Raw genomic sequence first — 25,862 nt, 5'->3', positions numbered from 1 at the left:
CCTTTTCGTAAACACGAAGGAGAAGACGGTAATGGGATGGATGCGGGGTCGGCATGAATTTTCGACAATTGGAAGTGTTGCGGACCCTGCTTGCCACCGGCTCGACGATCGCGGCGGCAAAAACCATGGGGCTCAGCCAGTCCGGTGTCAGCCGGCTCCTGCAACAACTGGAGGAGGACCTGTCGCTGACGCTGTTTGCACGCGACAAGGGCCGGCTGATCCCGACGCCGGAGGCGCTAAAACTGTCCGAGGATGCCGAACACATTTTGCTCGGGATCGATCGCTTTACCAATCTTGCCCAGGACCTTCGCAGTGGCGCCGTCGGCCCGGAAGTCGTGCGCATCGGCCTGCCGAACAGTATGTCCGAAAACTTCGCGCCTGCGATGCTGGCCGACTATGCCAAGGATTTCCCCGGCGTGCGTGTCGAAACCTTCTTCGATACGACGGTTGCGATTGCCCGCCTTGTGGAGCAGCGCGTCATCGATTTCGGTTTCCTGCGCTACGAGGGTCAATTGAGCGCCAGCCTCGAAATGCAGCCGGTGGCAGGCGGCGTCAGCGTCTGCGTCATGGCAAGGAACCATCCGTTGACGGCGCTCGACCACGTCACCCCAAGGGAGCTCCGAGGTATACCGCTGATCCTGATCGGTCGCCGCCGGCCGACCCGGGTCATGCTCGACGAGATCTTTCGAAAGGCAGGCGTGCCGCAGAAGGTCAAGATCGAAACGCACAGCAACAGCTCGGCCTGCGCCTATGCCGCCCATGATCTCGGCGTGGCGATCATCAGCAGCTTTTTCGCCAACCTGCACCGGCATCTGCCGATCGAAATCCGGAGCTTCTCGCCCCACCTGACCCAGGATTTCGGTGTCGCAACGGCCGCCGGCGTACCGCTGTCGATTGCTGCCCAGGCGATGATCGACTGTCTCAAAAGGCAAGTCGCCGCTTCACAGCAGCCGTGAGCGCCTTGTTCGTCGTCGGCGCAGATGCGCCGCAATTGGCAAAATGTCGAGCGTGACACTACATTGCCTGTCCACGCATTGAGAGAGTGAAGAGATCATGTTCCAGCCAGCGGCCATCGACACAGGCGACAAGACCGAATTCTACAGGCAATTGGCGCAGCAACTCGAATCCTTGCTGCAGGGTGAGCCGAACATGATCGCCAATGCGGCCAACACCTCGGCACTGATGTTCCAGACGATGCCCGACCTCAATTGGGCCGGCTTCTATTTTCTCGATTCCGATGACGAACTGGTGCTCGGGCCATTTCAGGGCAAGCCTGCCTGCGTCCGCATTCCTGTCGGCCGCGGCGTCTGCGGCACGGCCGTCAAAGAAGGGCAATCGATCCTCGTGGAAGACGTTCACGCCTTCCCGGGCCATATCGCCTGCGATGCGGCGTCCCGCTCCGAGCTCGTGGTTCCTGTCCGACGCCATGGCCGGGTGATCGGTGTCATCGACCTCGACAGCCCAGAACCAGCGCGCTTCGACCAGGACGACCAGGCCGGCATCGAAAAACTGGCTGCGATTTTCGCCGCGGCGATTGGCTGAAGGCCAGCCCCGTGGATGAACTGACAGGGAACGATCGGCTTTCGGTTTTGACCGCACGATGATGGATGCACAGAACGCCTTTGCCCCCTCCGACGAGGTGGAGACGCATGCGCGCGTGGCCCGCAAGATCGACATCGTCGTCATCGGTGCCGGGCAGGCGGGTTTGTCTTCGGCCTACCACCTGATCCGGCTCGGGCTGTCGCCTCAGATGCAATACGTCGTTATCGACCGGTCGCCGCAGCCGGGAGGCGCCTGGCAGTTCCGCTGGCCGTCGCTGACGCTGAGCACCGTCAATGGCATCCACGATCTTCCCGGCATGAAGTTTGCGGACGCAATCGACACGAGCAATGGGGAAGTCCATGCGGCGGTTGCGGTGCCGCAATATTACAGCGCCTACGAGAAGGCATTCGACCTTCCCGTTCGCCGACCGATTGCCGTCAAGGTCGTGTGCGAGAGGGGTGAACGTTTCCGGGTCGAGACGGACGCCGGCGTCTATGCCGCGCGTGGCATCATCAACGCGACCGGCACCTGGGAATCCCCCTACATTCCGCCCTATCCGGGAGTGGATCTTTTCAAGGGGCGCCAACTGCACACGAAGGATTATCAAACCGCCGAGCAGTTTGTGGGGCAGCACGTGCTGGTCGTCGGCGGCGGCATCTCCGCGATCCAGTTGCTCGACGAAATATCTCAGGTGACGTCGACGACATGGGTCACACGTGAGGAACCTGCCTTCCGCGAAGAGCCGTTTACATCAGAGGTCGGACGTGCCGCCGTGGCCATGGTCGAGGACCGCGTCCGCCGGGGCCTGCCGCCGGGCTCGGTCGTCTCCGTGACCGGCATTCCGGTGACGCCGGCGATCCTGGCTGCCCGTGCGCGCGGTGCGCTTGATCGCCAGCCGATGTTTGCCGAGATCACCGAGCGCGGCGTGCGCTGGCAGGACGGGCGGGAGCAGGCCGTCGACGTCATTCTCTGGAGCACCGGCTTTCGAAGTGCGCTCGATCATCTGGCACCGCTGCAGCTGCGCAATGCCGACGGCGGCATCCTGATGGCCGGTCGGCTTGCGACACAGGTGGCAAAGGACCCGAGAATTCATCTCGTCGGTTACGGCCCCTCGGCGTCCACCATCGGTGCGAACCGGGCGGGAGGGGCTGCCGCTCGCGAGCTCGCCGATTGCCTCCATCTGCTTTAATCGCCCGCTGCTACGATCCCTTCGGAGTTGACGGTCGAGGTGCGCATAGCGTGTGGCAGACATAGGCATCGGCTCTTCGCAGCGTCGACCTTTGGGCATACGTCCAATGGATGCGATCTGCGATATCAGCCTAAAAATTCCGCTTGAGCCGAACCTTGCGTCATACCTTAAGCACGATTCCCGAAGGCGCTTTGAATAGCCAGGCGTCGAGCGAAGGCGACCAAGCTTGCGGGAATTTGCTCCGGCGAGTGCGCCGATGCTTATGGCGTTTCGCTTCACCGGGCAGTGACACCACAGATTTCGTCTGGGCGGACTCGAGGGTGACGCGGAAGGATACGGTCGTGGATGATGTTGCAGGCAACGCAGAAGAAGCGCCAACCGGCTGGCACAACAGTTCGAATTGTGGTTGTCGGCATCGTCTTCGCCTTGTTCCTGGTCGGTATTGCGTCTGCCGTCAGCGCCACCGGCACGCGCGGCGGGCACCTGTTTCCCGATCTCAAGATGGGCTTCAACATTCGCTGGTGACCCAAGGTCCAGTGTGGACAGCCTTTGTGCTGCGGCATCGCGGCGCAATCCTCCTTGATAGCTGGCGCCCACCTTCACTCGCAGTCCGGAGCTTTTGATCCAGACCCGTCGCGTTTTGGTGTAACCGGCCCCTACCGTCATGCGACGCCATGCTTGATCGGTTCCGTCGGCTGACCGCATGTCATGCCTTCGTCATAGAGCTATGACGATTCCTCATAATATTGCGCGGTTTTTTCCATTCGATCATAGTCGTGTCAAGAAAAGCCGGCAGGAGGGCCGAATCGCGATGTCGCGCCGGGCCGTTCTCAGTACGGGGAACCCATGATCAAGTTCATACTCAATCGCCTCGTGATGGCGATACCGACGATCGTCATCGTCTCGGTTGCCGTCTTCACGCTCATCCGTCTCATCCCCGGCGATCCGGCTGCGCTGATGCTCGGCGATATGGCCGAGCCGCAGCAGATCGCCGAAATGCGAAGCGTGCTCGGCCTCGATCGCAGCATCCCCGAGCAGTTCGTCATCTGGGCCGGCAACATCCTGTCCGGCGATTTCGGCCGCTCGATCGTCACCGACGAGCCGGTTCTTCACCTGGTGCTGAGCCGCTTCATGGTGAGCGCCGAGATCGTCGTCATCGCCGTGTTCCTCGCGAGCCTGATCGCCGTTCCCGCCGGCGTCATCGCCGCCTGGCGGCAGAACAGCCTGACGGATCTGGCGCTGGTCGGCACGGCCACCGTGCTTCTGTCGATCCCGACCTTCTGGCTGGGTCTGCTGCTGCTGCTTGCCTTTGGCTTGAAGCTGGGCTGGCTGCCGGTGTTGGGCTACGTGCCGATCTCGGAAAACTGGAAGGCGGGCCTTCTCTACCTCGTTCTGCCCGTCATGACGTTGGTCATCCACGAAATGGGCGTGATCATCCGCATGGCGCGCGCCTCGACGCTCGAGGTTCTCCGGCTCGATTACATCACCCATGCGCGGGCCAAGGGGCTGTCGGAGAGCGCCGTCCTCTGGAAACATGCTTTCAAGAACGCGTTCGGTCCGACCTGGACGATGATCGGCCTGATCCTCGGCAATCTGCTCGGTGGCATCGCAGTCATTGAGACGGTCTTTACCATCCCTGGCCTCGGCCGCCTGATGGTCGACAGCATCTTCCAGCGGGACTATCCGGTGATCCAGGGCTGCCTGCTGCTCGTCGCTTTCTCCTATGTCGTCGTCAACCTCGTGGTCGACCTTCTCTATCCTCTCTTCGATCCGCGGGTGGTGGCAGAATGAGAAAGCTCACTTTCAACGGCGTCATCGGTGGCGGTCTCATCGCGGCGCTCGTCCTCACCGCGCTGATCGGCGTGTTCTGGACGCCCTACGATCCGATGGCGCTTGGCTTCACCTCGCGTCTCGCAGCGCCCGGCGCGCAGCATTGGCTCGGCACCGATGAGTTCGGACGCGACGTTGCCAGCCGCCTGATGATCGGCGCCCGCGCCAGCGTCTGGATCGGCTGCCTGACGGTCGCTTTCGCGGTCGTCTGCGGCACGCTGATCGGCCTCATCAGCGGCTATGCCCGCGGCTGGGTCGATGGCGTCATCATGGCGGTCAACAACGCGCTGCTCGCCTTCCCTGGTATCCTTCTGGCGCTCGGGCTGCTCGCAGTCTTCGGGGCCAACCAATATGGCATCATCTTCGCGCTTGGCATTGCCTACACGCCATCGATGGCGCGTGTCGTGCGCGGCGCCGTGCTGTCGCTGCGCGAACGCGAATTCATCGAGGCGTCGTGCGTCATGGGGAATGGCGAAATTTACACCATGCTGCGCCACATCCTGCCGAACTGCCTGGCACCCATTACGGTGCTTGCGACTTCAATGTTCGGCTGGGCGATCCTGTCGGAAAGCGCGCTGTCGTTTCTCGGCCTCGGCGTGCCGCCACCGGCGCCGACCTGGGGCAACATGCTGGCCGCCGGTCGCCCGTTCATCGAGCAGGCCGTCTGGCTCGGTTTCTTCCCCGGCCTTTGCATCGCGCTGACGCTGCTCGGCATCAACCTTCTCGGCGACGCGCTCCGCGACAAGCTCGACCCCCGCATGCGAGGCCTGAAATGACCGGCAGTTCCCTACTCAGCGTTCGCGACCTGTCGCTGGCCGTCGCCCATAGCGGCAACCAGGTGGTGAGGAACGTCAGCTTCGACGTCGGCCCCGGCGAAATCGTCGGCATCGTCGGCGAATCCGGCTCCGGCAAGACGCTCGCGACGCGTGCGATTATCGGCCTGATCCCCCCGGCGGTACGCAATGTCGGCGGCACGATCAGCTATCGCGGGCGGGATGTACTGGCGATGAGGGATCACGATATCCGGCAGTTGCGCGGCGGCGAGATCGGCGTCGTGTTCCAGGAGCCGATGACCTCGCTCAACCCGTCGATGACCATCGGCAGGCAGCTCGAAGAAGGGCTGATCCTGCATACGAAGAAGAACGCCGACGAGCGTCGGGCCGCCATCCTCGACATGCTGAAGCGAGTCGGCCTGCGCGAGCCGGAGCGGGCGCTAGCCGCCTATCCGCACGAGTTTTCCGGCGGCATGCGCCAGCGCATCATGCTCGCCTCCGTCATGTTGCTGAAACCGGCCCTGCTGATTGCCGACGAGCCGACGACGGCGCTCGACGCCGTCGTGCAGCGCGACGTCATGGAACTGATGGTCGAACTCACCAAGGCCGAGGGCACGGCCGTTCTCCTGATCAGCCACGATCTGCCGATGGTCGCGCGCTATACCAATCGCTTCGTCGTCATGGAAAAGGGCATGATTGTCGAGCAGGGCACGACCGAGGACATTCTAAGCGCGCCGGAGCATCCCTACACCCGCAAGCTCCTGTCCTCGCTGCCGTTTCGCGCGGCACCGCGCAGGCTCGACATGTCGCGGACACCCATGGTGTCGGCGCGCAACATCGTGGTGGAATATCCCGGTCGCAAGGGGCTCTTCCGCAAGCAGGCGCCGAAGCGCGCGCTTCACGGCGTCACCGTCGACATCCATGTCGGCGAGGTCGTAGCCCTCGTCGGCGGCTCCGGTTCGGGCAAGACGACGCTTGGCCGCACGATCGCCGGCCTTGTCGAGCAGAGCGAAGGCGAGATCCTCTTCCGGGGGCGCGAGCGCAGTGCCGACTGGCGTGACTACCGGCTGAATTGCCAGATGGTTTTCCAGGACCCCTATTCCTCGCTCGATCCGCGCATGACGATACAGGCGCTGGTCGAAGAGGCGCTGCGGCTGGTGCCCGATCTGGATGGTGCAGCCAAGCGCAAGCGGGCGCTCGAAACGCTTGACGAAGTCGGTCTTGGCGGCGATTTCGCCAGCCGCTATCCGCATGAGCTTTCCGGTGGCCAGCGTCAGCGCGTCGCCATTGCCCGAGCAATCGCCCGCCGTCCGAAATTCCTGATCGCCGACGAACCGGTCTCTGCGCTCGACGTCACGGTGCGGGCGCAGGTGCTCGAACTCTTCTCCGACCTGCAGAAGCGCCACGGGTTTTCCTGCCTGTTCATCAGCCATGACCTCGGCGTCGTCGAGCAGGTCGCCGACCGGGTGATTGTCATGCAGGACGGCCGCATCGTCGAACAGGGCGACCGCGACAGGATCTTCGACCAGCCGCAGGAAGCCTATACGCGCAAGCTGCTGTCGGCGATCCCGGCACTCGATCTCAATCAGACGGGTGGCGTCACCCTCAAATGGCGGCTGGAGGCCTGACATGACTGTAGCAATGAAAGCCGCGACAATGGCCGAACGGCTTCATGCGATTGCCGACGCCCAGCCGTTCATCACCCGTTTCCTCGTCCGCAATCTTGAGACTGGCGAGACGATAGGGCGGGGCGAGAACGAAGAGACGCCTTCGGCCAGCACCCGCAAGACCTCGATCATGATGGCGGCGCTGAAGGCGGCGCACGAAGGCCGGCTCGATCTCGACGCAGCCATCACCTACGAGGAGCGGCTGAAGCACGAGGTCGCGAGCGGCATGTTCCGCTACATGACGCCGGGCATTGTCATCCCGCTGCGCGACGCCATCGTCGGCATGATGGTGCTCAGCGACAATGTCTGCACCAAGATGGTGCTCGAACGGCTGACACTCGAAGAGGTCGACAGCTACTGCAAGGCGATCGGCATGGCCGGCACCCACCATCGCTTTCTGATCCCGCCGCTCGGCCTGAAGCCGGACCATTCGCTCGGCGAGGTGACGACGACGACGGCGAGCGACCAGATATTGCTGCTCGAACTGATCCTCGCCGCGCAGGACGATGAGGCCGCTGCGGCACGTCTCGGCGCGTCGGTCGAGCTTTGCCGCTTCGCGCTGCGGACGTTGAAGAACCAGGTGCTGCGCTACGGCATCCGCTCGCGGCTGCCTTTCGATACGGTCGTTGCAAGCAAATCCGGGCGTGGCAAACGCGGGCGCATGGACGCCGGGCTCGTCTATCGCAACAGTCGGCCGCTCTACGGTATCGCCGTCTTCACCGATGGCGTGCCGCAGGTGATGGCCGATGGCACGCCCGGCTACACCATCGCGCTCGAAACCATCGGTCGGCTGTCGCAGGCCTGCTGGGACGCGTTCTGACCGAAATCAACCGCAACAAACCAACAAGAAACAACTGGAGAAGAGTGGAACAATGAAAAACATATTCCTTGCCGGCACCATCCTGATGAGTGGCGTCGGCTTTGCCGAGGCGCGTGACCTGGTGGTTGCGCAGAGCTCCGACATCCGCAGCAACGTGCCGGGCGTCAACCGCGACGGCAACACCGACTCGGTGATCTTTCACATTGTCGAAGGCCTCGTCGGCTACGCCGAGAACGGCGAGGTGAAGCCGCTCGTCGCCAAGAGCTTCGAGGTGTCTCCTGATGGATTGACCTATACATTCAATCTGCGCGGCGACGTAAAGTTCCACAATGGCAATGCGGTCACGGCCGACGATGTCGTGTGGAACTGGAACCGCTACATGGGCGCCGACACCAAGTGGACCTGCGCCGGCGATTTCGACGGCAGCAAGACCATCAAGGTATCCGCCGTCACGGCTGTCGATCCGAGCACGGTAACGATGACGATCGAAAAGCCGTCGGCCGTCTTTCTCGGCCTGATGGCGCGTCCGGAATGCGGATATACCGGCATCATCGCCAAGGATTCGGTCGGCGCCGACGGCGCCTTCGTTGCGCCGATCGGCACTGGGCCTTTCAAATGGGCCGAATGGAAGAAGGGCGAATATGTCCGTCTCGAAAAGAACGAGGCCTATGTCTCGCCTGCCAATGACGGCAAGCCGGACGGCATGGTCGGCTCCAAGCGGCCACTGGTCGACGGCATCAAGTTCATGGTCATCCCCGACGCGTCGACGGTAAAGACTGGCCTGCTGTCGGGAGCGCTCGATACGGCCGAAGTTTCTGCCGACCTGATTTCGGAGTTCAAGGACAGCGAGACGATGCAGTTGATCGTCAAGCGCAACAACGGCAAGAACCTGCTTTACTTCCAGACCCGCGACAAGGTGTTGAGCAACGTCGCCGTACGCCGCGCCATGGCCGAAGCGCTCGACCTCGACCAGCTGGTTGCCGCCGTCTCCAACGGCACCGGCGAGGCCAATGCCTCGATGGTTTCGGCGGACTCGATCTTCTACTCGGATGCGCAGAAGACGAAGACCCCGATGGACCTGGAAAAGGCCAAGAAGGATCTGGCAGACGCCGGCTACAAGGGCGAGGCGATCACCATCATCGCCAACAAGCGCGGCAACGTGCCGAGCTTCCCGGCCGCGGTCGTCGCCCAGGCGATGATGCAGCAGGTCGGTCTCAATGTGCAGATCGAAGTGCTCGACTATGCGACCCAGGTCGACCGCCGCCGCTCGGGCAACTACCAGGTGATTTCGCAGTCGGTTGCACCGCGTCTCGATCCCGCGCTGATGTACGGCTTCTACGTCGGCAACAAGGACAAGAACGCGTCGCTGATGTGGGATAACCCGAAGGCGGTCGAGCTGATGAAGGCGGCCTATGTCGAGGCCGATCAGGCAAAGCGCCAGGCGATCTTCGACGAGTTCCACAAGCTGATGCTCGAGGAAGTCCCGGGGATCTTCATGTACGACATGGTCGACATCTGGGGTGCGACGAAGAAGTTGCACGGCGAGCCGGTCTGGCAGTCGAACACCCGGCTCTGGGAAGTCACGCTCGACGACTAAGTCAAGCTCGGCCAGAACTCGTATCCGGTGGCGGCGACCGTGCCGCCACCCTCCACCTGAAGACAGAAATGCCAATGCGGCCGGCTCCCATGTCGCCGCAAGAGGAATACCTATGCCCCAGCCATCCGTCGTCGCCGCTCTTTCCGACATCGTCGAAGAGCTGAAGTCCGAATTCACTGCGATGAGCGACGCGATCTGGGACTATGCCGAGCTGAGCTTTCGCGAGCACAAGTCGGCGGCAATGCAGGTAGCGATGCTGGAGAAACATGGGTTTCGTATTGCGCGCGGAACGGCCGATATCGAAACGGCCTTTACCGGCGAAGCCGGCGAGGGCGGTCCGGTGATCGCCCTTCTCGGAGAGTTCGATGCGCTTGCCGGTTTGAGCCAGATCGCCGGCGTTGCCGAGGCAAAACCGCTTGAGGACGGAGGCACCGGACACGGCTGCGGCCACAATCTGCTCGGCACCGGCTCCCTGCTGGCCGCAGTCGCGCTTGCCCGCTACCTGCGCGAAAACAATCTGCCGGGAACGGTCCGTTACTATGGCTGCCCCGGCGAAGAGGGTGGCTCGGGCAAGACCTTCATGGCGCGTGCTGGCGCCTTTGCCGATGTCGATACCGCGCTCACCTGGCATCCAGCACCTTTCAATGGCGTGCGCTCGACCAACAATCTCGCGGTCCTCGAAATCTACTATCGTTTCAAGGGTGTCGCCGCACATGCCTCGAACGGCGCCCATCTTGGACGCAGCGCCCTCGATGCGCTGGAACTGATGAATATCGGCGTCAACTTCCTGCGCGAGCACATGCCGCAGGATTGTCGCGTGCATTATGCGATCACCGATGCCGGCGGCAAGGCGGCCAATGTCGTCCAGGCGCGCGCCGAAGCGCTCTATCTCGTCCGCGCCCCGCAAATGCCGGAAGCGCTTGCGTTGGCTGCCCGCATCGACAAGGTCGCCAACGGCGCCGCGATGATGACGGAGACGCAGGTCGAGGTCGTCTTCGATCGGGCGGCAACCAATCTGTTGCCGAACATCACGCTGGAAACCGCGATCCACCAGAACATGGTTGCGCTCGGGCCGGTTCCCTTTGACGAGGCGGACCTTGAGTTTGCCCGCGAGATCCAGCAGACCATGACGCCGGAGGCGATCGCCAGCAGCATCCGGCTCTACCAGATCAAGGGCGACGTGTTCTCCAACAGCCGGATGGATGGATCGAGCGGTCTGCACCTCGGGCTTCGCGATTTCGAGGGGCAGTCGCATTTCCGCGCCGGCTCGACCGATGTCGGCGATGTCAGCTGGGTCACGCCGACGGCGCAATGCTGGGCGCCCGCCTGGGCGATCGGTACTGCCCCGCACACCTGGCAGGTGGTTGCACAGGGCAAGAGCCCCGCGGCCCACAAGGCCCTCGCCCATGCCGCCAAGTCGTTGGCAACGACGGGCCTCGATCTCATTCTCGATCCGGAATTGCTTGCGCAGGCAAAGGCCGAGTGGCGTGAAAAGACCGAGGGCAAGCCTTACCAGTGCCCGATCCCGGATCATATCGGTCCCAAGCTCTGATCATTCGCGCGATTGCCGTCACGCGCTGCCACGACGAAGTCGCCGCCCTCGGGCCGGCGGCTTTTTCGTTTCCTCCGGGTCGCGATAGCGCAGGACCATGCCGGCCGGGATGTGCGAAATCGGCCCGACGCCTTGACGCGAATCATTGTCTGCGGCATCCCTGTTACGGAATTTTCTGAATATATGCTGTTTAGGCGTATCTCAATTAAATCTCTGTTAGTGCCTCCCGGTGTCAATGATGCGGGAGGGCACGCAAGGAGTATGGCGGGAATGGACATGACGGTAACACAGACGCGACCCGGGACGGATCTTTCCCACGCCCGGCAGCCAGCCGACGAAGCCATCGCAGCCGATGCACGCGCCCTTTCCGAACAGCTGAAGGCAATGCGCGAGCGGCTGTTCCCGCCGACCGCGATGAAGACGCTTCGCAGCTTCACCTCCGGCGAGGCTGCCAAGCTGATCGGCGTTTCCGATGGCTACCTGCGCCAGCTGTCACTTGCGGGCGAGGGGCCGCAACCCGATACCGGCACCGGCGGGCGCCGTTCCTATTCGCTGTCCGACATCAACGCGCTGCGCCGCCACCTGGCCGAGCAGGCGCTTGCCAAGGGCAATGCCGCCAAGGCGCGCAGCTACCTGAAATGGCGCGACCGCGAGCGCGGCGAGCACCTGCAGGTGATTTCCGTCACCAACTTCAAGGGCGGCTCCGGCAAGACCACCTCGTCGGTCCACATCGCGCAATATCTGGCCATGACCGGCCACCGGGTTCTCGCCGTCGACCTCGACCCGCAGGCGTCGCTTTCGGCGCTTTTCGGCTACCAGCCGGAACTGGACCTCACCGGCAACGACACGCTCTATGGCGCCATTCGCTACGATGCCGAAGCTCGGCCGCTGAAGGACATCATCCGTCCGACCTATTTTGACGGGCTCGACCTGGTGCCCGGCAATCTGGAACTGCAGGAATTCGAACATACGACGCCGCAGGCGCTCAGCGCCCGCCACAACGGTTCAGATGCCGGCCCGCTGTTCTTCGCGCGGGTGCAGTCGGCGCTGGCAAGCGTGGCCGACGACTACGACGTCGTCGTCATCGATTGCCCGCCGCAGCTGGGCTATCTCACGCTGTCGGCGCTTTGCGCCTCGACCTCGGTGCTCGTCACCGTGCATCCGCAGATGCTCGACGTCGCGTCGATGAACCAGTTCCTCTACATGACCTCGGACTTGCTCAGTGTCGTGCGCGAAGCGGGCGGCGAGCTCAATTTCGACTTCCTGCGCTATCTCGTGACCCGCTTTGAGCCGAACGACGGCCCGCAGGCGCAGATCGTCGGTTTCATGCGTTCGCTGTTCGGAGATCGTGTCCTGACCTCGGCGATGGTCAAATCGACCGCGGTTTCCGATGCGGGTCTCACCAAGCAGACGCTTTACGAGGTCGGGCGGGAAAACTTCACCCGCGCCACCTACGACCGCGCGATCGAATCGCTGAATGCCGTCAACGGCGAGATCGAAGCTCTCATTCATGCGGCCTGGGGGCGCTAAAAGACATGGCTGGCAACCGCAAGAACGAACTGCGCGCACTCTTTTCCGGAAACGTGGCGCCGGTAGCACCCGCGCCTTCGGCCGAAGCGAATGCAGCAACGTCCGCTGAGGTAACGGCACTGACACCCGCGACGCCTCCGGCCGATACGCCACGGGCTGCCTCGGGCGCCATCAAGGCCATGGGCCTTTCCCTTGGCAGCATCACCAGGGAGGCCGAGGAGGCCCGATCGCTGCGCGAGGCGCTGCATCAGGGCGAGCGTGTCGTAGAACTCGATCCCGATCTGGTGGACGCCTCCTTCGTCGGCGACCGTCTGACGGACGGCGAACTCGACGATCCGGACTTTCTGGCCCTCGGCGATAGCATCCGCGAGAACGGCCAGCAGTCGCCGATCCTGGTGCGACCGCATCCGGAAAAGCAGGGGCGCTATCAAACCGCCTATGGCCACCGCCGGCTGAATGCCGTCCGCAGCCTCGGCATCAAGGTCAAGGCCATCGTCCGGTCCTTGACCGATGACGAACTCGTGCTGGCGCAGGGCAAGGAAAACGCCGAACGCCGCAACCTGTCGTTTATCGAGCGGGCGCTGTTTGCCTCGGCCCTGGCCGAGCGCGGCTTTGATCGCAAGGTCATCGGCGACGCGCTTGCTGTCCAGAAGAGCGAACTGTCGCGGCTGATCCAGGTCGCCGAAAGCGTTCCGTTGGCAATCGCCCGCGCGATCGGTCCCGCTCCCAAGGTTGGTCGCGAACGCTGGATGGCGATCGGCGGCCTGCTCGAGGGCGAGGCAGCGCTACAGAAGGCGCAGGAAGAGATCGGCCTGAGGCGTTTCCTCGAGGCCGACAGCGACCGGCGCTTCCAGCTCGTCTTTGCGCGCCTGTCACGCACCGACAGGCAGGATCCGGCCAAGCCGGAGGTTCTCACCGACGAGAACGGCCGGGCCTTTGCCAAGTTGAAGCGAGACGGAAAGAGTGCCCGGATCGAGTTCTCGGCCGATGTCAGCCCGGTCTTTGTCGATGAGGCGATCGAGCGCCTTGCCAAGCATCACGCGGCTTTCGTGGCTGCGCGCCGGAGCTGATTGCTCGCGATTTTCGCAAGCCTGTCGCAGTCTTTATCGGGCCGGCGTGACGAGGTCACGCCGGCCCGATTCGTTGTGGCCTGTATCTGCGACCGAAGCGCATCACGTCGTTGTGCCGCCGTCCCAAAATGACGATCCGGAAGAAATATTTTCGACCACGTGCCGCCAGCGACAGAATGGCGCGATGCCCTTGAGCGGGATGGGGATTGCGGCCGTTTCAGAGGCTGTCTTGCCGGATTGAACGGGGCGCCCGATGTCTTTCAAGCGGCCCTTGGAAGGGACTTGTTAACCTTCATTTTCTATCGCTTAGCAGGCCCCTCGGCGATGTCTCTAGCTCTTCCAGGACCCATGCGTATTCCCAGGACAAACTTCTCTCAGGCAGCTTTGCATGATGCAAACCAGGCGGATTATTATGACGATCCGCAGGACGGTGCGTTGAGCGATATGCCTCCCCATGACGCGGATCCCGTCGATCCCTACCAGTTGTACGAGGCGCCCGCAGCGCCTCGCAGGCCCGCCAACCAGCAATCGGACGCGACGGCGCATGTCGGCCGTGCTGCCCGCCTTTATGGCCAGGGCACGGCCTATGCCCCCGCCCAAGTGACGACGTCGACCGACGAACCGCTGCCGACCCTGTCGGAGATCGCCGGCCACTACGGCGACGCGACGTGGGAGAGCCATTTCTTCCTGGCGCCGAATGTGCGCTTCACCCGCACGCCGGAACGGGAGTTTACCAAGCGCCGCGCGCCTTCGGGCAGCGAGAGCGATGTCGCGCCCGAAGAAGACATCGCGCCCGGCGAAAATGCCGTCGTCGAGACCGCGCCAGCAGACGTGGCGCCCGTGGCCATCGAGATCGCCGTCCCCGCCGCATCGCCGGTGGTGGTCGACGTCGCACCAGCAGTCGAGCCTGAGCCGGCGTTGCCATCCTACAGCCCGTCTGAACTGCTGCGTGTGCTCACGAGCCAATTGCCGCATTGGTCGTCGGCACCAAAGGCGGACGCTGCCAACGCGGCGTCCGGCGCTACCGTTGCTGACGCTGCAGTCGCTCCCAGCCTGGCGGAGCAGTCCGCAAACGAAGCGCCTGCAGCCAGCGCGACGCCGGCTGCACCCGTTGAGCCGGCGCCGATTGTCGAGCCAATGCCAGCCATGGCAGAGACCCAGGCCGACACGCGCTTGTCGTTCCTGTCGGATTTTGCGTTCTTCGAATTCGGTCCGTCCGCCCTGGACGACGGTTCGCTCGAGGCAGCCACTGTGCAGCCGAAGCCCTTTGTCGAAACGGCGGTGCCCGCTTCCTTTACTGCCGCTCCGGTCGTGTCTGTGCCGCCACCGGTGTCGCCCCCCGCAGCCGTCAAGGCGGTGGAAATCAGGCGCATGCCGCCGACGGCGATCACGTCGCTTTTCCGCGTTGTCGAATGCCGACCGGCAGCGGTCGCGCCAGCGACCCCAGCCGCCGCTGTGGCAGCGCCGGAAGAGCCCGTGTCCGTAGAACCCGCGCGCGAAGCGCCGGCGCCGATGGTCGTTCCGTCGGAAATCGCATCCGTTCCGCCGGCTGCGGTCGAACCGGCCGAAATCACCTCGCTGATGGCCGAGGAAGAGCCGGTCCGCACGGTTGCGACGGTGTCGAAGGCTGCAATCACCATGCCCGCGCAGGTCTCGCGCGCACCCTCGCTGCTGCCGCCGATTGGCGCGACCGAGCGTTTCGCTCACGCCGACGGCTATGAGTTTCCGGCCGAGGATCTGTTGCAGGAGCCGCCGGAAGGCCGCGGCTTCTTCATGTCGCAGGAGCAACTCGAGCAGAACGCCGGGCTTCTCGAAAGCGTGCTCGAAGATTTCGGCGTGCGCGGCGAGATCATCCATGTCCGCCCAGGCCCGGTCGTCACGCTTTACGAATTCGAGCCGGCTCCCGGCGTCAAGTCTTCCCGCGTGATCAATCTGGCCGATGACATCGCCCGCTCGATGTCGGCACTGTCCGCTCGTGTGGCGGTCGTACCCGGCCGCAACGTCATCGGCATCGAGCTGCCGAACGCGACCCGCGAGACCGTCTATTTCCGCGAGCTGATCGAATCCGTCGATTTCCGCAAGACAAATTGCAAGCTGGCGCTTTGCCTGGGCAAGACGATCGGCGGCGAGCCCGTCATCGCCGAACTCGCAAAGATGCCGCATCTGCTCGTTGCCGGCACCACCGGTTCGGGCAAGTCGGTGGCGATCAACACCATGATCCTGTCGCTGCTCTACCGGCTGAAGCCGGAAGAGTGCCGCATGATCATGGTCGATCCGAAGATGCTCGAACTCTCTGTCTATGACGGCATCCCGCATCTGCTGACCCCTGTCGTTACCGATCCGAAGAAGGCGGTGATGGCGCTGAAATGGGCGGTGCGCGAGATGGAGGATCGCTATCGCAAGATGTCGCGCCTCGGCGTGCGCAACATCGACGGCTACAACCAGCGCGCCGCCGCGGCCCGCGAAATGGGCGAGCCGGTGATGTGCACGGTCCAGACCGGCTTCGAGAAGGGCACCGGCGAGGCGCTGTTCGAGCAGCAGGAAATGGATCTGGCGCCGATGCCCTATATCGTCGTCATCGTCGACGAGATGGCCGACCTGATGATGGTCGCCGGCAAGGAGATCGAAGGCGCTATCCAGCGGTTGGCGCAGATGGCGCGCGCTGCCGGCATCCACCTGATCATGGCGACGCAGCGCCCCTCGGTCGACGTTATCACCGGCACGATCAAGGCCAACTTCCCGACGCGTATCTCCTTCCAGGTGACCTCGAAGATCGACAGCCGCACGATCCTTGGCGAACAGGGTGCCGAACAGCTGCTCGGTCAGGGCGACATGCTGCACATGCAGGGCGGCGGCCGCATCGCCCGTGTCCACGGACCGTTCGTTTCGGACCAGGAAGTCGAACATGTCGTCGCCCACCTGAAGACGCAAGGCCGGCCCGAATACCTCGAAACCGTCACGGCGGACGAGGAGGAAGAGGAGCCTGCGGAAGAGCAGGGCGCCGTCTTCGACAAGACCGGCATGGCCTCGGAGGACGGCAACGAACTCTACGACCAGGCCGTCAAGGTGGTGCTGCGCGACAAGAAGTGCTCCACATCCTACATCCAGCGTCGTCTGGGAATCGGCTACAACCGCGCCGCTTCGCTCGTCGAACGCATGGAAAAGGAAGGTCTTGTGGGTGCCGCCAACCATGTCGGCAAGCGCGAAATCATCCATGGCAACCGCGATCATGCGATCGCGCCTGACAGCGACGACATGGAATGAGAAGGCGCCTCCTTGGCGCAGAGTAATGCTTAGTAAAAGACCGCGAAGCGACTGCTTTGCGGTCTTTTTCATGCGCGTGAAATTTTCCTCGGTTGAAATGTCGTGACGCGCGGCGACCAGATGGAGGCGCGGTCTAGGGCCTTGGTGCGGTGGTCGCCGAGCGGCCTGCCGACACCGTCCTCCCCGTTCGCGGTTCCATCCGTGTTGCCGCTCAGGTCGACCTATCGGCCCGCGCGACTAAAGATGTTGTCGAGCTAAAGTTCTCCCCACATCAAAATAAAAACGTTTTTATTTTTCTTGAAAACGTTTTTATTGGCTGTTACGCATATGCTCAGAGTGAGCCAAGGGACCTGGGAGGGTGCATGGCAGCGCATATGCACAAAACCAGGCGCACACCCGCGCCGACGATCAAGACGCTGGCCGAGATCACCGGCTATTCCATCGCAACGATCTCGAAAGCGCTCAGGGATTCGCCAGTCGTGGCGCCCGTTACCCGTGATCTCATCTTCAAGGCGGCGCGCGAAGTCGGCTATCAGGCCAACGCGCGCGGCATGGCGCTTCGCACCGGAAAGAGCTTCCAGGCGGCAGTGCTGATGCCGGTGACGGCAGCGCGCGACTATGAGTGGGACGGCGTCGAATATACCCAGGTCTTGAGCGGCGTCAGCCAGGCGCTTGAAGGCACGGACTACCGCATGTCCGTGCATGTCATCCGTGATGCCGCCGACGGCGTCGAAACGGCGCGCCGTATCGTCGATCAGGGCCTTGCCGACGGGTTGATCTTCTCGGGCATCCTTGCCGACGACCCGCGCATCGATCTGCTGGTCGACCAGCACTTCCCCTTCGTTTCGATGGGGCGTTGCCGCAAGGACCTCGACTACGCCCATGTCGACATCGACAACGAATGGGCGGCCCACGCCGCCACCGCGCGGTTGCTCGCCGGCGGCCATCGCCGCATCGCGCTCGTCAATCCCGAGCGCCGGCTCTCCTATGCACTGGACAGGCTGGATGGTTTTGCCCGTGCCTTCCGAGAGGCCGGCATTGCCGCCTCTGTCGATCTCGTTGTCGAAGGCGATCTTTCGACCCATTTCGGCCGGCAGAGCGTGATTGATCTCCTGCAGGCGGCCGAGCCGCCGACCGCCTTCGTCTGCATCAACGAATCGACGACGCTCGGCGTGCTTTCCGGCCTCGGCAGTCTTGGGCGGCAGGTGGGCGTCGACGTCGACGTGATCGCCTATGACGATATCAACGTCAGCGCTTATTTCACGCCGCCGATCACCACCTTCTATCAACCGATCGAGGTCCTCGGACGGACACTCGGGCAATTCCTGTTGAAGCGCATGGAGGGCGAGGACCCGAAGGCGTTGCGGCAGGTCTTCAGGCCAACCCTGATCGAAAGGCAGCCGGACAATCTCGGCGGCCGGCTGGTCTGAGCATTCATCATCCAAGGAGGAGAACCATGAAAAAACTGATTATAGCGCTGACCTTTGCGGCTCTTGCCTCAAGCGTTTCCCACGCCGCCGACCTCGGCGGCAAGCTGCTCAAGGTGGGGTCCGACACAACCTCGCCGCCAATGGAAAGCGTCGATCCGGCGAGTGGCCAGATCGTCGGCTTCGACGTCGACGTGGTCAATGCCGTCTGCGCCAAGATCAACTGCCAGGCCGAGTTCGTCACCACCGGTTGGGATGGCATCTTTGCCGCGCTCGATCAGGGCAATTTCGACCTCGTCGCCTCGGGCGTCTCGATCACCGAGGAACGCAAGAAAGCCATGGATTTCTCCGATCCCTACATCGTCAACAGCCAGGCCGTGCTGATGCGGGTTGAAGACCAGGGCATCACGCTGGACGCCTTCAAGGCGGCCGGCAGAAAGCTCTCCGCCCAGGCGAACACGACCGATGCGCAGGTCGCCGAAGGTGTTGTCGGCAAGGAGAACGTTGCCGCCTATGACAGCTTCAGCGCCGCCATCATCGCGCTCAAGAACAAGGACGTCGACGGCGTCGTCATCAACGGCGCCAATGCGGCCGCCTACGAGCGCGAATTCGCCGGCGAACTGGTGGTCGCCATCAAGGATCTGGAATCCGATCCGCTCGGCCTCGTCTTCCGCAAGGGCGATGAGAACGTCGCGGCCTTCAACGAAGGCCTGAAGATGATCAAGGACGACGGCACGCTCGACCAGCTGGTCAACAAGTACTGGGGCCTGAAGTAAGCCTTCCGCAATTCCCCCGGAGCGCCGATGCGCGCTTCGGGGACTAGCCTTTTCAACAGCAATACCCGGAGGAATGAATGTCGTTCCTGAGAAGCGTGCGTCCGAGCAATCTCATCATCCTGACCGCGCTGCCCTTCATCATCTATCTCTTCGTATCCTCCGGAGACTACCAGCGGTCGCTTCGCGCCATCCTTGGCGTCGAGAATGGCTCGTCAGCCTTCGTGCCCGGTTTTCTCGCATTGGCAATTGCCTTTTCGGCCGGACTTGGCGTGCTCCTGTTCTCGCGGCCCAAGGCGGGCCGCCAGAAATGGGCCGTTGCCGCGGCGGTGCTGAACGTTGCCGCCGCCTTCGTCCTGTTGCTCGGGCAGAGCATTCATCCATTCATCGCTTCGGTGGTGGCAAACGGTGTCGATCCGTTCAAGTCGGAGCTGATCGTCAAGGGCGTGACGCCGCGGCAACTGACGGAGGCGGCCGATCTGTGGGTTCGCAGCGTCGAGGCGTGGCTGTTCCCGGGATACCTCGTGTTGAGCATTCTCGGTCTTGGGCTGTTTTTCGCCGGCGAGCGCGCCGGTGAGCCATTGGATAGTCCATTGCGCCGTATCGGGCGCTGGATCCTCGGCGTCGTCAATGGCGCCGGATTGGTTTTCATCTTCTTCTTCGCGCATATCGCCTTTGCCGCGGGCGTGGCGACCACCATCCGCGCGGCGATTGCCGCCTATATTCTGGCCGCGGTGATGGGGCTCGTCTGGGTCGGTCTCTTGCAGTTGCGCTCGACGGTGCGCACCAGCCTCTATTTCGCCGTGGCGACGCTGATTCTCGCGCTCGTAGCCGCCTGGTTCCTGCTGCAGCCGCGCGACACCTACGTGCTTGCCGGTTCGCTCGACGGCAAGGTCGGCATCGTCACCAACACGCCGGCGGGTCTCATCAGTGCGGTACGGTTCGGCCAGTATGACGGCGCCCCGCAGACGGAGACGCCGGTGCGCACCTTTGTTGGCCCGACCGAGGCACTCGCCTCCATGGCCAAGAACGAAGGCGTCAGCGCCGCCCTGCTGCCGGTAGCCTCGGCGCCTGAAGATCTGCCGGTGCTTTGGAAGACCGAAGCGCTCAATGACCGCGATCGCGCGACCGGCATCACCGTTGCGGTGCTTGCGATCATTCTCGGACTTCTGACGTTCGGCGGCTATCTGCACCAACGCCACCCGCTGGCCGTCGGCTCCGAATTCATCGTCGATACCATTCGCGGCATTCCGATGCTGGTCATCGTGCTTTATGTCGGCTTGCCGCTCAGCGGCGCTTTGAAGGACGCCACGCAAGGCGTGCTCGATCCGCCCAATCTGGTACGCGGCATCGTCGCCATGGCGCTGGCCTATTCGGCCTATCTCGCCGAAATCTTCCGCTCCGGCATCAACGCCATCCCGGTCGGCCAGGTGGAGGCGGCGCGCAGTATCGGCCTCAATCGCTGGCAGACGGCGCGGCTCGTCATTCTGCCGCAGGCTTTCAGGATCATCATTCCGCCGCTCGGCAACGAACTGATCGCGATCCTCAAGGACACCTCGCTGTTGTCAATCCTGTCGATCCGGGACATCACCCAGCGCATGCGCGAGTTCCAGTCGGCGAGTTTCCTGCCGTTCGCGCCCTATAACTCCGCCGCGATCTTCTACATCTTCCTGACGCTCGCCGCGGCAAGCCTCGTGAACATGGTCGAGAGAAAATATGACATCAAGCATCGATAAAGCGGCGAAACAGACCCGCCGCACCGTGCTGATCACCGGCGCCTCGCGTGGTCTGGGTCGCAAACTCGCGGAGCTTTATGCGGCCGGTGGCTGGCGGGTCATTGCCTGTGCCCGAGGGGAAGCGACTTTCGACGGTGCGATTGAAGCGCTGTCGCTCGACGTCTCCGACCCTACGTCAATCGCAGCCCTCGGCAGCGCGCTTGAAGGCGTGGCCATCGACGTTCTGATCAACAATGCCGGCATCCGTGGCGACATCGGCGGGCTGGCAACGCTCGACTGCGACGATTTCGTCGCGGTGATGCGCGTCAACGCGCTGGCGCCTCTGCTTCTGGCGCGCGCCCTGCATGCGAACCTCCTTGCCGGCGAGAGCCGGATCATCGCCAACATCTCCAGCCGCGCCGGCTCGCTTGCCGAAGGCACGCTCGACGACGATGACGGCGACTACGCCTATCGCTGCTCGAAGGCGGCGTTGAACATAGCGACGGTGAAGCTGGCGCAAGACTTCCGCAAGGACGGCATTGCCGTTTTGTCGCTGCATCCCGGCTGGGTGAAGACCGACATGGGCGGGGACGAGGCGAATGTTCCGGTGGCAACCAGTGCCGCCGGGTTGAAAGCAATGATCGACGAAGCGGACATGGCCGATAGCGGCAGCTTCCGCAGCTACGACGGACGACGGATTTCATGGTGACGGGACAAGCAGCGGGCATGACACAGAATGACTTGAACGCAGAGCAGGAACTGGCGGCAATCCGGGCACTGCTCATCGAGGCCTACGGCATTGAAGGGGACGTGTCGCCACTGCCGGGCGAACACGACCTCAACTATCGCATTCGTGCGCAAGACGGCGAGCAATATCTCCTGAAGCTGCACGCGCCAGGCGATGCCGATGACCTCGACATGCAGGTCGCGGTGCTCGACCAGCTTGCGAAAACGGCGGCCGACCTGCCGGTCTCGCGGCCAGTGCCTAGCCGCGCCGGTGCGGCAACCGTCAAGGCGACGGTCCGCGGTGAGCGCACCGCGCGGCTCCTGACCTGGTTGCCGGGCGATATCTGGGCGAAATCTGCCTCCCGCGGTCCGGCGAGCGCGGAAACGCTCGGACACCTGCTCGGTCGGCTCGATCACAGCCTCAAGGGCTTTGCCCATGCCGGCACGAAACGCGTCTATGCCTGGGATATCGGCCGCGCCGATATGCACTTGCAGCATGTGGATCTGATCGAAGGCGACGACAAGCGGGCCGCGGTTCGCGCCATCCTCGAACGGTTCGCTTCGTCGGTTCTTCCGAGCCTCGAAGGCTGCCCGCGTCAGGTCATCCATAACGATGCCAACGACTACAACGTGCTGCTGGTCGATGAGGGGCATGTCAGTGGGCTCCTGGATTTCGGCGATATGGTCGAGACCTGGCGCGTCGTCGAGATTGCCGTCGCTGCGGCCTATGCGCTGATCGGCACGGCGGATGCGGTCGGCACCATCGTGGTGCTCGCGGGCGCCTATCACCGCCCGAACCCGATCAGCGAGACCGAGGCCGGCCTGATCTTCGACCTCGTTCGCACGCGCTATGCCGTCAGCATGTGCATGGCGGCCAAGCAGATCCGCGACAACCCTGAGAATACGTACCTGCTCGTCAGCCAGGAGGATGTCTGGCGCGAGCTTCAACGTCTGGAGCGCGAGAACCGCACGATTGCCATTGCCCGCATCCGCGACGCCTGCGGCTTTGCGCCGATCGCACATGCGGCTGCCGTCGCGCGCTGGCTGGAGCAGAATGCCCATCACTTCTCCGCCATCGTCAAGCCGTCGGTCGCCAAGCCCGAAGTCGCCGTCTTTGATTTCTCTGCATCCGGTCCCGAGGCAGCGCAGTGGGCGACACTGGACGCCAGGGGTGCCGAGGCGCGGATTGTGGCCCGTATCCGCGAGCAGAACGCGGATTTCGGCATAGGCCTTTATGGCGAGGATCGCGCGATCTATCAGGGCGAGGCCTATGAAACGGCAATCGCCGGCGAGCGCCGTTCGATCCATCTCGGCGTCGACATCTTCGCGCCGGCATTGGAGCCGGTACATGCGCCATTCGCCGGCAAGGTCGCCTTTCTTCACGACGATGCCGTCGCCTTCGGTTTCGGCCCGACGGTCCTGCTGGAACATGCAACCGATACAGGCGACATCTTCTGGACGCTCTACGGCCATCTGTCGCGCGACACTATCGCCACGTTGGCGATCGGCCAGCGCATTGCCACAGGCGAGAGGTTCGCTACGCTTGGTGCCACTGAGGAAAACGGCAACTGGGCGCCGCATCTTCATTTCCAGCTGGTGACTGACCATCTCGGTCTTGAGGGACGCATGTTCGGCGTCGGTGTCCGCGATCAGTGGCAGGTCTGGCGCGATGTCAGCCCCGATCCGAGCGTCGTGTTTGGGTTGCCTGTACCAGCCTCCGTTATCGTGGCGCGCGACAAGGATTTTCTCGTGCGCGAGCGTCATCGGCGCATCGGCCGTTCGCTCAGCATCGCCTATAGAGCGGCACCTCTGAAGATCGTCGGCGGCGAAGGCGCCCACCTGATCGACGAGGATGGCACACGCTGGCTCGACATGGTCAACAATGTCTGCCACGTCGGCCATTGCCATCCGCGCGTCGTCAAGGCGGCGCAAGCGCAGATGGGGCGGCTCAACACCAATTCCCGTTATCTGCACGATTCGCTGGTCGAATATTCGCGGCGGCTAGCCGCACAGTTCCCCGACCCGCTCAACGTCTGCTTCTTCGTCAATTCCGGCAGCGAAGCCAATGACCTGGCGCTCAGGCTTGCGCGCGCCTACACGGGAAACCGTGACGTCATCACCGTCGATCACGCCTATCACGGGCATCTGTCGAGCATGATCGACGTCAGCCCCTACAAGTTTGCCGGCAAGGGCGGCGAAGGGCGTCCCGCCCACGTGCAGGTGGCGGAAATGCCGGATCTCTATCGCGGCCGTTATCGCTACGGCGACGTTGAAGCCGGCCATAAATATGCCGACGATGTACGCAATCAGGTGCTGGCGCTGGCCGCCACCGGCCGTCGCCCGGCGCTGTTCTTCAGCGAAGGCATTCTGGGGACCGGCGGGCAGCTGACATTGCCGGAAGGCTATCTGCACGAGGCCTATGCCCATGTGCGCGCCGCCGGCGGCCTGTGCCTGGCCGACGAAGTGCAGGTCGGCTTCGGCCGTGTCGGCAGCCATATGTGGGCGCACCAGACGCAAGGGGTGGTCCCTGATATCGTCACGATGGGCAAGCCGATCGGCAACGGACACCCGATGGCCGCCGTCGTCACCACCGAGGCGATTGCCGCATCCTTTGCCAACGGCATGGAATACTTCAACACCTTCGGCGGCAATCCGGTTTCGGCCGAGATCGGCCTTGCGGTGCTGGACGTCATTCGCGACGAGCGGTTGATGCACCATTGCCAGGTCGTCGGCGACCGGCTGATGGACGGCGCCCGTGCGCTGGCAAAGCGCCATGCCATCATCGGGGACGTACGCGGCTACGGTCTTTTCAACGGCATCGAATTGGTGCGCAACCGCGAGACTCTGGAACCGGCCGCAAGCGAGCTTGACTTCGTCATCGCCGAAATGAAGCGCAGGCACCGGATCCTGCTCAGCAGCGAGGGGCCGCACCACAACGTGCTGAAGGTCAAGCCGCCGGCACCGTTCAGCGCCGCCGATTGCGACCATTTCCTTGATGCGCTCGACGAGACGCTCGGGCGCCTAAACCATTGATCCAGAAGCGGTACGGCCGGTCATGCACCGGCCGTATCGGTTTTATGCCCCTTGTCGTGCACAGCAATTTCCCCGGGGTCGATTTTTCCTCTTTACAACGAAGTTAAACGTTTTTATCGTTCATATAAACGTTTAACACGAGCGTGTGGTAAGTTGGCCGTCGAGCCTTGTGCCGCAACGTTCGCCATCAGGGGAGGGCCCGTTGGCAGCTATCCGTATTGAAAATCTGCGCAAAGGCTTTGGTTCGCTCGAAGTCTTGAAGGGCATCAATCTCGATATCGCCGACGGCGAATTCGTCTGCTTTCTCGGGCCGTCGGGTTGCGGCAAGAGCACGCTTCTGCGTTCGATCGCCGGCCTGGAAGAACTCGATTCCGGCTCGATCCGTCTCGGCGATCGCGATATCACCGATCTGCGCTCGGCCAAGCGCGATATCGCCATGGTCTTCCAGAATTACGCGCTCTATCCACACATGAACGTGCGCAAGAACCTGTCCTTCGGTCTGGCGCTGAACGGCATGAAGCGCGACGAGATCGAGCGCCGCGTCAATAACGCTGCCGACATTCTGCGCATCTCCGAGCTTCTGAACCGCAAGCCCCGCCAGCTTTCCGGCGGCCAGCGCCAGCGCGTCGCCATCGGCCGTGCGATCGTTCGCGAGCCGAAGCTGTTTCTGCTCGATGAACCGCTGTCGAACCTCGACGCCGGCCTGCGCGTCACCATGCGCGTCGAGCTTGCCGCACTCCATGAGCGCCTTGGCGTCACGATGATCTACGTTACCCACGATCAGGTCGAGGCGATGACGCTCTCCGACCGCGTCGTCGTCCTGGACAAGGGCAAGGTCAGCCAATTCGGCACGCCGCTCGAACTCTTCTACCAGCCGGCGAACCTCTTTGTTGCCGGCTTCATCGGCTCGCCGCGGATGAATTTCGTCACCGCAAATCTGGTCCGTCAGGACCGTTCCGAATTGACGCTTGCCAGTGGCGGCCTGGTGCGGGACCTGGCGCTCGAAACCCTATCCTCGGCCGTCATCGCCAAGGATAAGCCGGTGACGATCGGCATCCGCCCGGACAAGCTCGAGCTGGTTTCGCCTGAGGAAGCGCACTTGATCGGCGATGTCCGCCTGGTCGAGCGCCTCGGCACCGAGAGCCATGTTCACATCGGCCTTGAGAACGGCGCTGACATGACGGCAGTCGTGCGCGGCACGCACCCGGTCGCCAACCGCGAGCGCATCCATCTGCGCATTCCGCCCGAGCATTGCCATCTGTTCGATGCGGACGGGAAGGCCATTGCCAGGGCGCTCGATCCCGAGACGCAGATGCTGATCAATCAGGAAAAGAGCAAAAGGGTCGCGTGACCC

General features: G+C 63.2%; 19 protein-coding genes. All 19 read left to right on the top strand.

All coding sequences use genetic code 11. From position 1 onward, the window contains the following. Positions 1 to 53 precede the first annotated feature (53 nt). Entirely contained in the window at positions 54 to 956 is a 903-nt protein-coding gene (locus BC360_RS27920) for a LysR family transcriptional regulator (protein WP_065797636.1), read from the top strand. 97 nt (positions 957 to 1,053) lie between these two features. After that, positions 1,054 to 1,542, top strand: a complete 489-nt coding sequence (locus tag BC360_RS27915; RefSeq protein WP_065785705.1) for a GAF domain-containing protein — start codon at positions 1,054 to 1,056, stop codon at positions 1,540 to 1,542. Positions 1,543 to 1,603: 61 nt separating this feature from the next. Beyond that, on the top strand, positions 1,604 to 2,731 hold the full coding sequence (locus BC360_RS27910; RefSeq protein ID WP_139110244.1) for an NAD(P)-binding domain-containing protein: 1,128 nt from the start codon (positions 1,604 to 1,606) through the stop codon (positions 2,729 to 2,731). A gap of 345 nt (positions 2,732 to 3,076) precedes the next feature. Further along, positions 3,077 to 3,256, top strand: coding sequence for a hypothetical protein (locus tag BC360_RS27905; protein ID WP_065785703.1), 180 nt, complete (start codon positions 3,077 to 3,079; stop codon positions 3,254 to 3,256). A 321-nt stretch (positions 3,257 to 3,577) separates the two neighbouring features. Next, a complete protein-coding gene (locus BC360_RS27900) occupies positions 3,578 to 4,522 on the top strand; it encodes an ABC transporter permease (RefSeq protein ID WP_065797635.1) in 945 nt (314 codons plus the stop codon). Further along, a complete protein-coding gene (locus BC360_RS27895; protein WP_065797634.1) occupies positions 4,519 to 5,337 on the top strand; it encodes an ABC transporter permease in 819 nt (272 codons plus the stop codon). Before BC360_RS27900 ends, BC360_RS27895 begins: the two co-directional genes overlap by 4 nt. Continuing rightward, the gene (locus BC360_RS27890; protein ID WP_065797633.1) at positions 5,334 to 6,962 is read left to right on the top strand and encodes an ABC transporter ATP-binding protein; all 1,629 of its coding nucleotides are present in this window, start codon (positions 5,334 to 5,336) and stop codon (positions 6,960 to 6,962) included. The genes BC360_RS27895 and BC360_RS27890 overlap by 4 nt, the downstream gene beginning before the upstream one ends. Position 6,963: 1 nt before the next feature. After that, positions 6,964 to 7,821, top strand: coding sequence for a serine hydrolase (locus tag BC360_RS27885; RefSeq protein ID WP_065797632.1), 858 nt, complete (start codon positions 6,964 to 6,966; stop codon positions 7,819 to 7,821). Positions 7,822 to 7,873: 52 nt separating this feature from the next. Further along, positions 7,874 to 9,418 carry an ABC transporter substrate-binding protein gene (locus BC360_RS27880; protein WP_065797631.1) on the top strand — a complete coding sequence of 515 codons (1,545 nt, stop codon included), beginning with the start codon at positions 7,874 to 7,876 and terminating at the stop codon, positions 9,416 to 9,418. Positions 9,419 to 9,530: 112 nt separating this feature from the next. Further along, positions 9,531 to 10,970: a M20 family metallopeptidase gene (locus BC360_RS27875; protein ID WP_065797630.1), complete on the top strand. Its 1,440-nt coding sequence runs from the start codon at positions 9,531 to 9,533 to the stop codon at positions 10,968 to 10,970. A gap of 270 nt (positions 10,971 to 11,240) precedes the next feature. Continuing rightward, complete coding sequence (gene repA, locus BC360_RS27870; protein ID WP_065797629.1) at positions 11,241 to 12,500, top strand: plasmid partitioning protein RepA; 1,260 nt, start codon at positions 11,241 to 11,243, stop codon at positions 12,498 to 12,500. 5 nt (positions 12,501 to 12,505) lie between these two features. Next, entirely contained in the window at positions 12,506 to 13,570 is a 1,065-nt protein-coding gene (repB, locus tag BC360_RS27865) for a plasmid partitioning protein RepB (protein ID WP_065797628.1), read from the top strand. Positions 13,571 to 13,918: 348 nt separating this feature from the next. Beyond that, entirely contained in the window at positions 13,919 to 16,834 is a 2,916-nt protein-coding gene (locus tag BC360_RS27860; protein ID WP_065797627.1) for a DNA translocase FtsK, read from the top strand. A 362-nt stretch (positions 16,835 to 17,196) separates the two neighbouring features. Further along, entirely contained in the window at positions 17,197 to 18,264 is a 1,068-nt protein-coding gene (locus tag BC360_RS27855) for a LacI family transcriptional regulator (protein ID WP_065785693.1), read from the top strand. Between the two features lie 26 nt (positions 18,265 to 18,290). Beyond that, the gene (locus BC360_RS27850; RefSeq protein ID WP_065785692.1) at positions 18,291 to 19,037 is read left to right on the top strand and encodes a transporter substrate-binding domain-containing protein; all 747 of its coding nucleotides are present in this window, start codon (positions 18,291 to 18,293) and stop codon (positions 19,035 to 19,037) included. Between the two features lie 77 nt (positions 19,038 to 19,114). Continuing rightward, positions 19,115 to 20,770, top strand: coding sequence for an amino acid ABC transporter permease (locus BC360_RS27845; protein WP_065785691.1), 1,656 nt, complete (start codon positions 19,115 to 19,117; stop codon positions 20,768 to 20,770). 25 nt (positions 20,771 to 20,795) lie between these two features. Further along, positions 20,796 to 21,458, top strand: a complete 663-nt coding sequence (locus tag BC360_RS27840) for an SDR family oxidoreductase (RefSeq protein ID WP_065785849.1) — start codon at positions 20,796 to 20,798, stop codon at positions 21,456 to 21,458. Positions 21,459 to 21,475: 17 nt separating this feature from the next. Continuing rightward, entirely contained in the window at positions 21,476 to 24,508 is a 3,033-nt protein-coding gene (locus BC360_RS27835) for an aminotransferase class III-fold pyridoxal phosphate-dependent enzyme (RefSeq protein ID WP_065785690.1), read from the top strand. A 202-nt stretch (positions 24,509 to 24,710) separates the two neighbouring features. Next, a complete protein-coding gene (locus BC360_RS27830) occupies positions 24,711 to 25,859 on the top strand; it encodes an ABC transporter ATP-binding protein (protein ID WP_065785689.1) in 1,149 nt (382 codons plus the stop codon). The last annotated feature ends 3 nt before the right edge of the window (positions 25,860 to 25,862 follow it).

This window comes from Ensifer sp. LC163 (assembly GCF_001695855.1).
Lineage (GTDB): Bacteria > Pseudomonadota > Alphaproteobacteria > Rhizobiales > Rhizobiaceae > Ensifer.
Note: the sequence above shows the minus strand (reverse complement) of the source record. Positions and strands in the feature narration are given on the sequence as shown.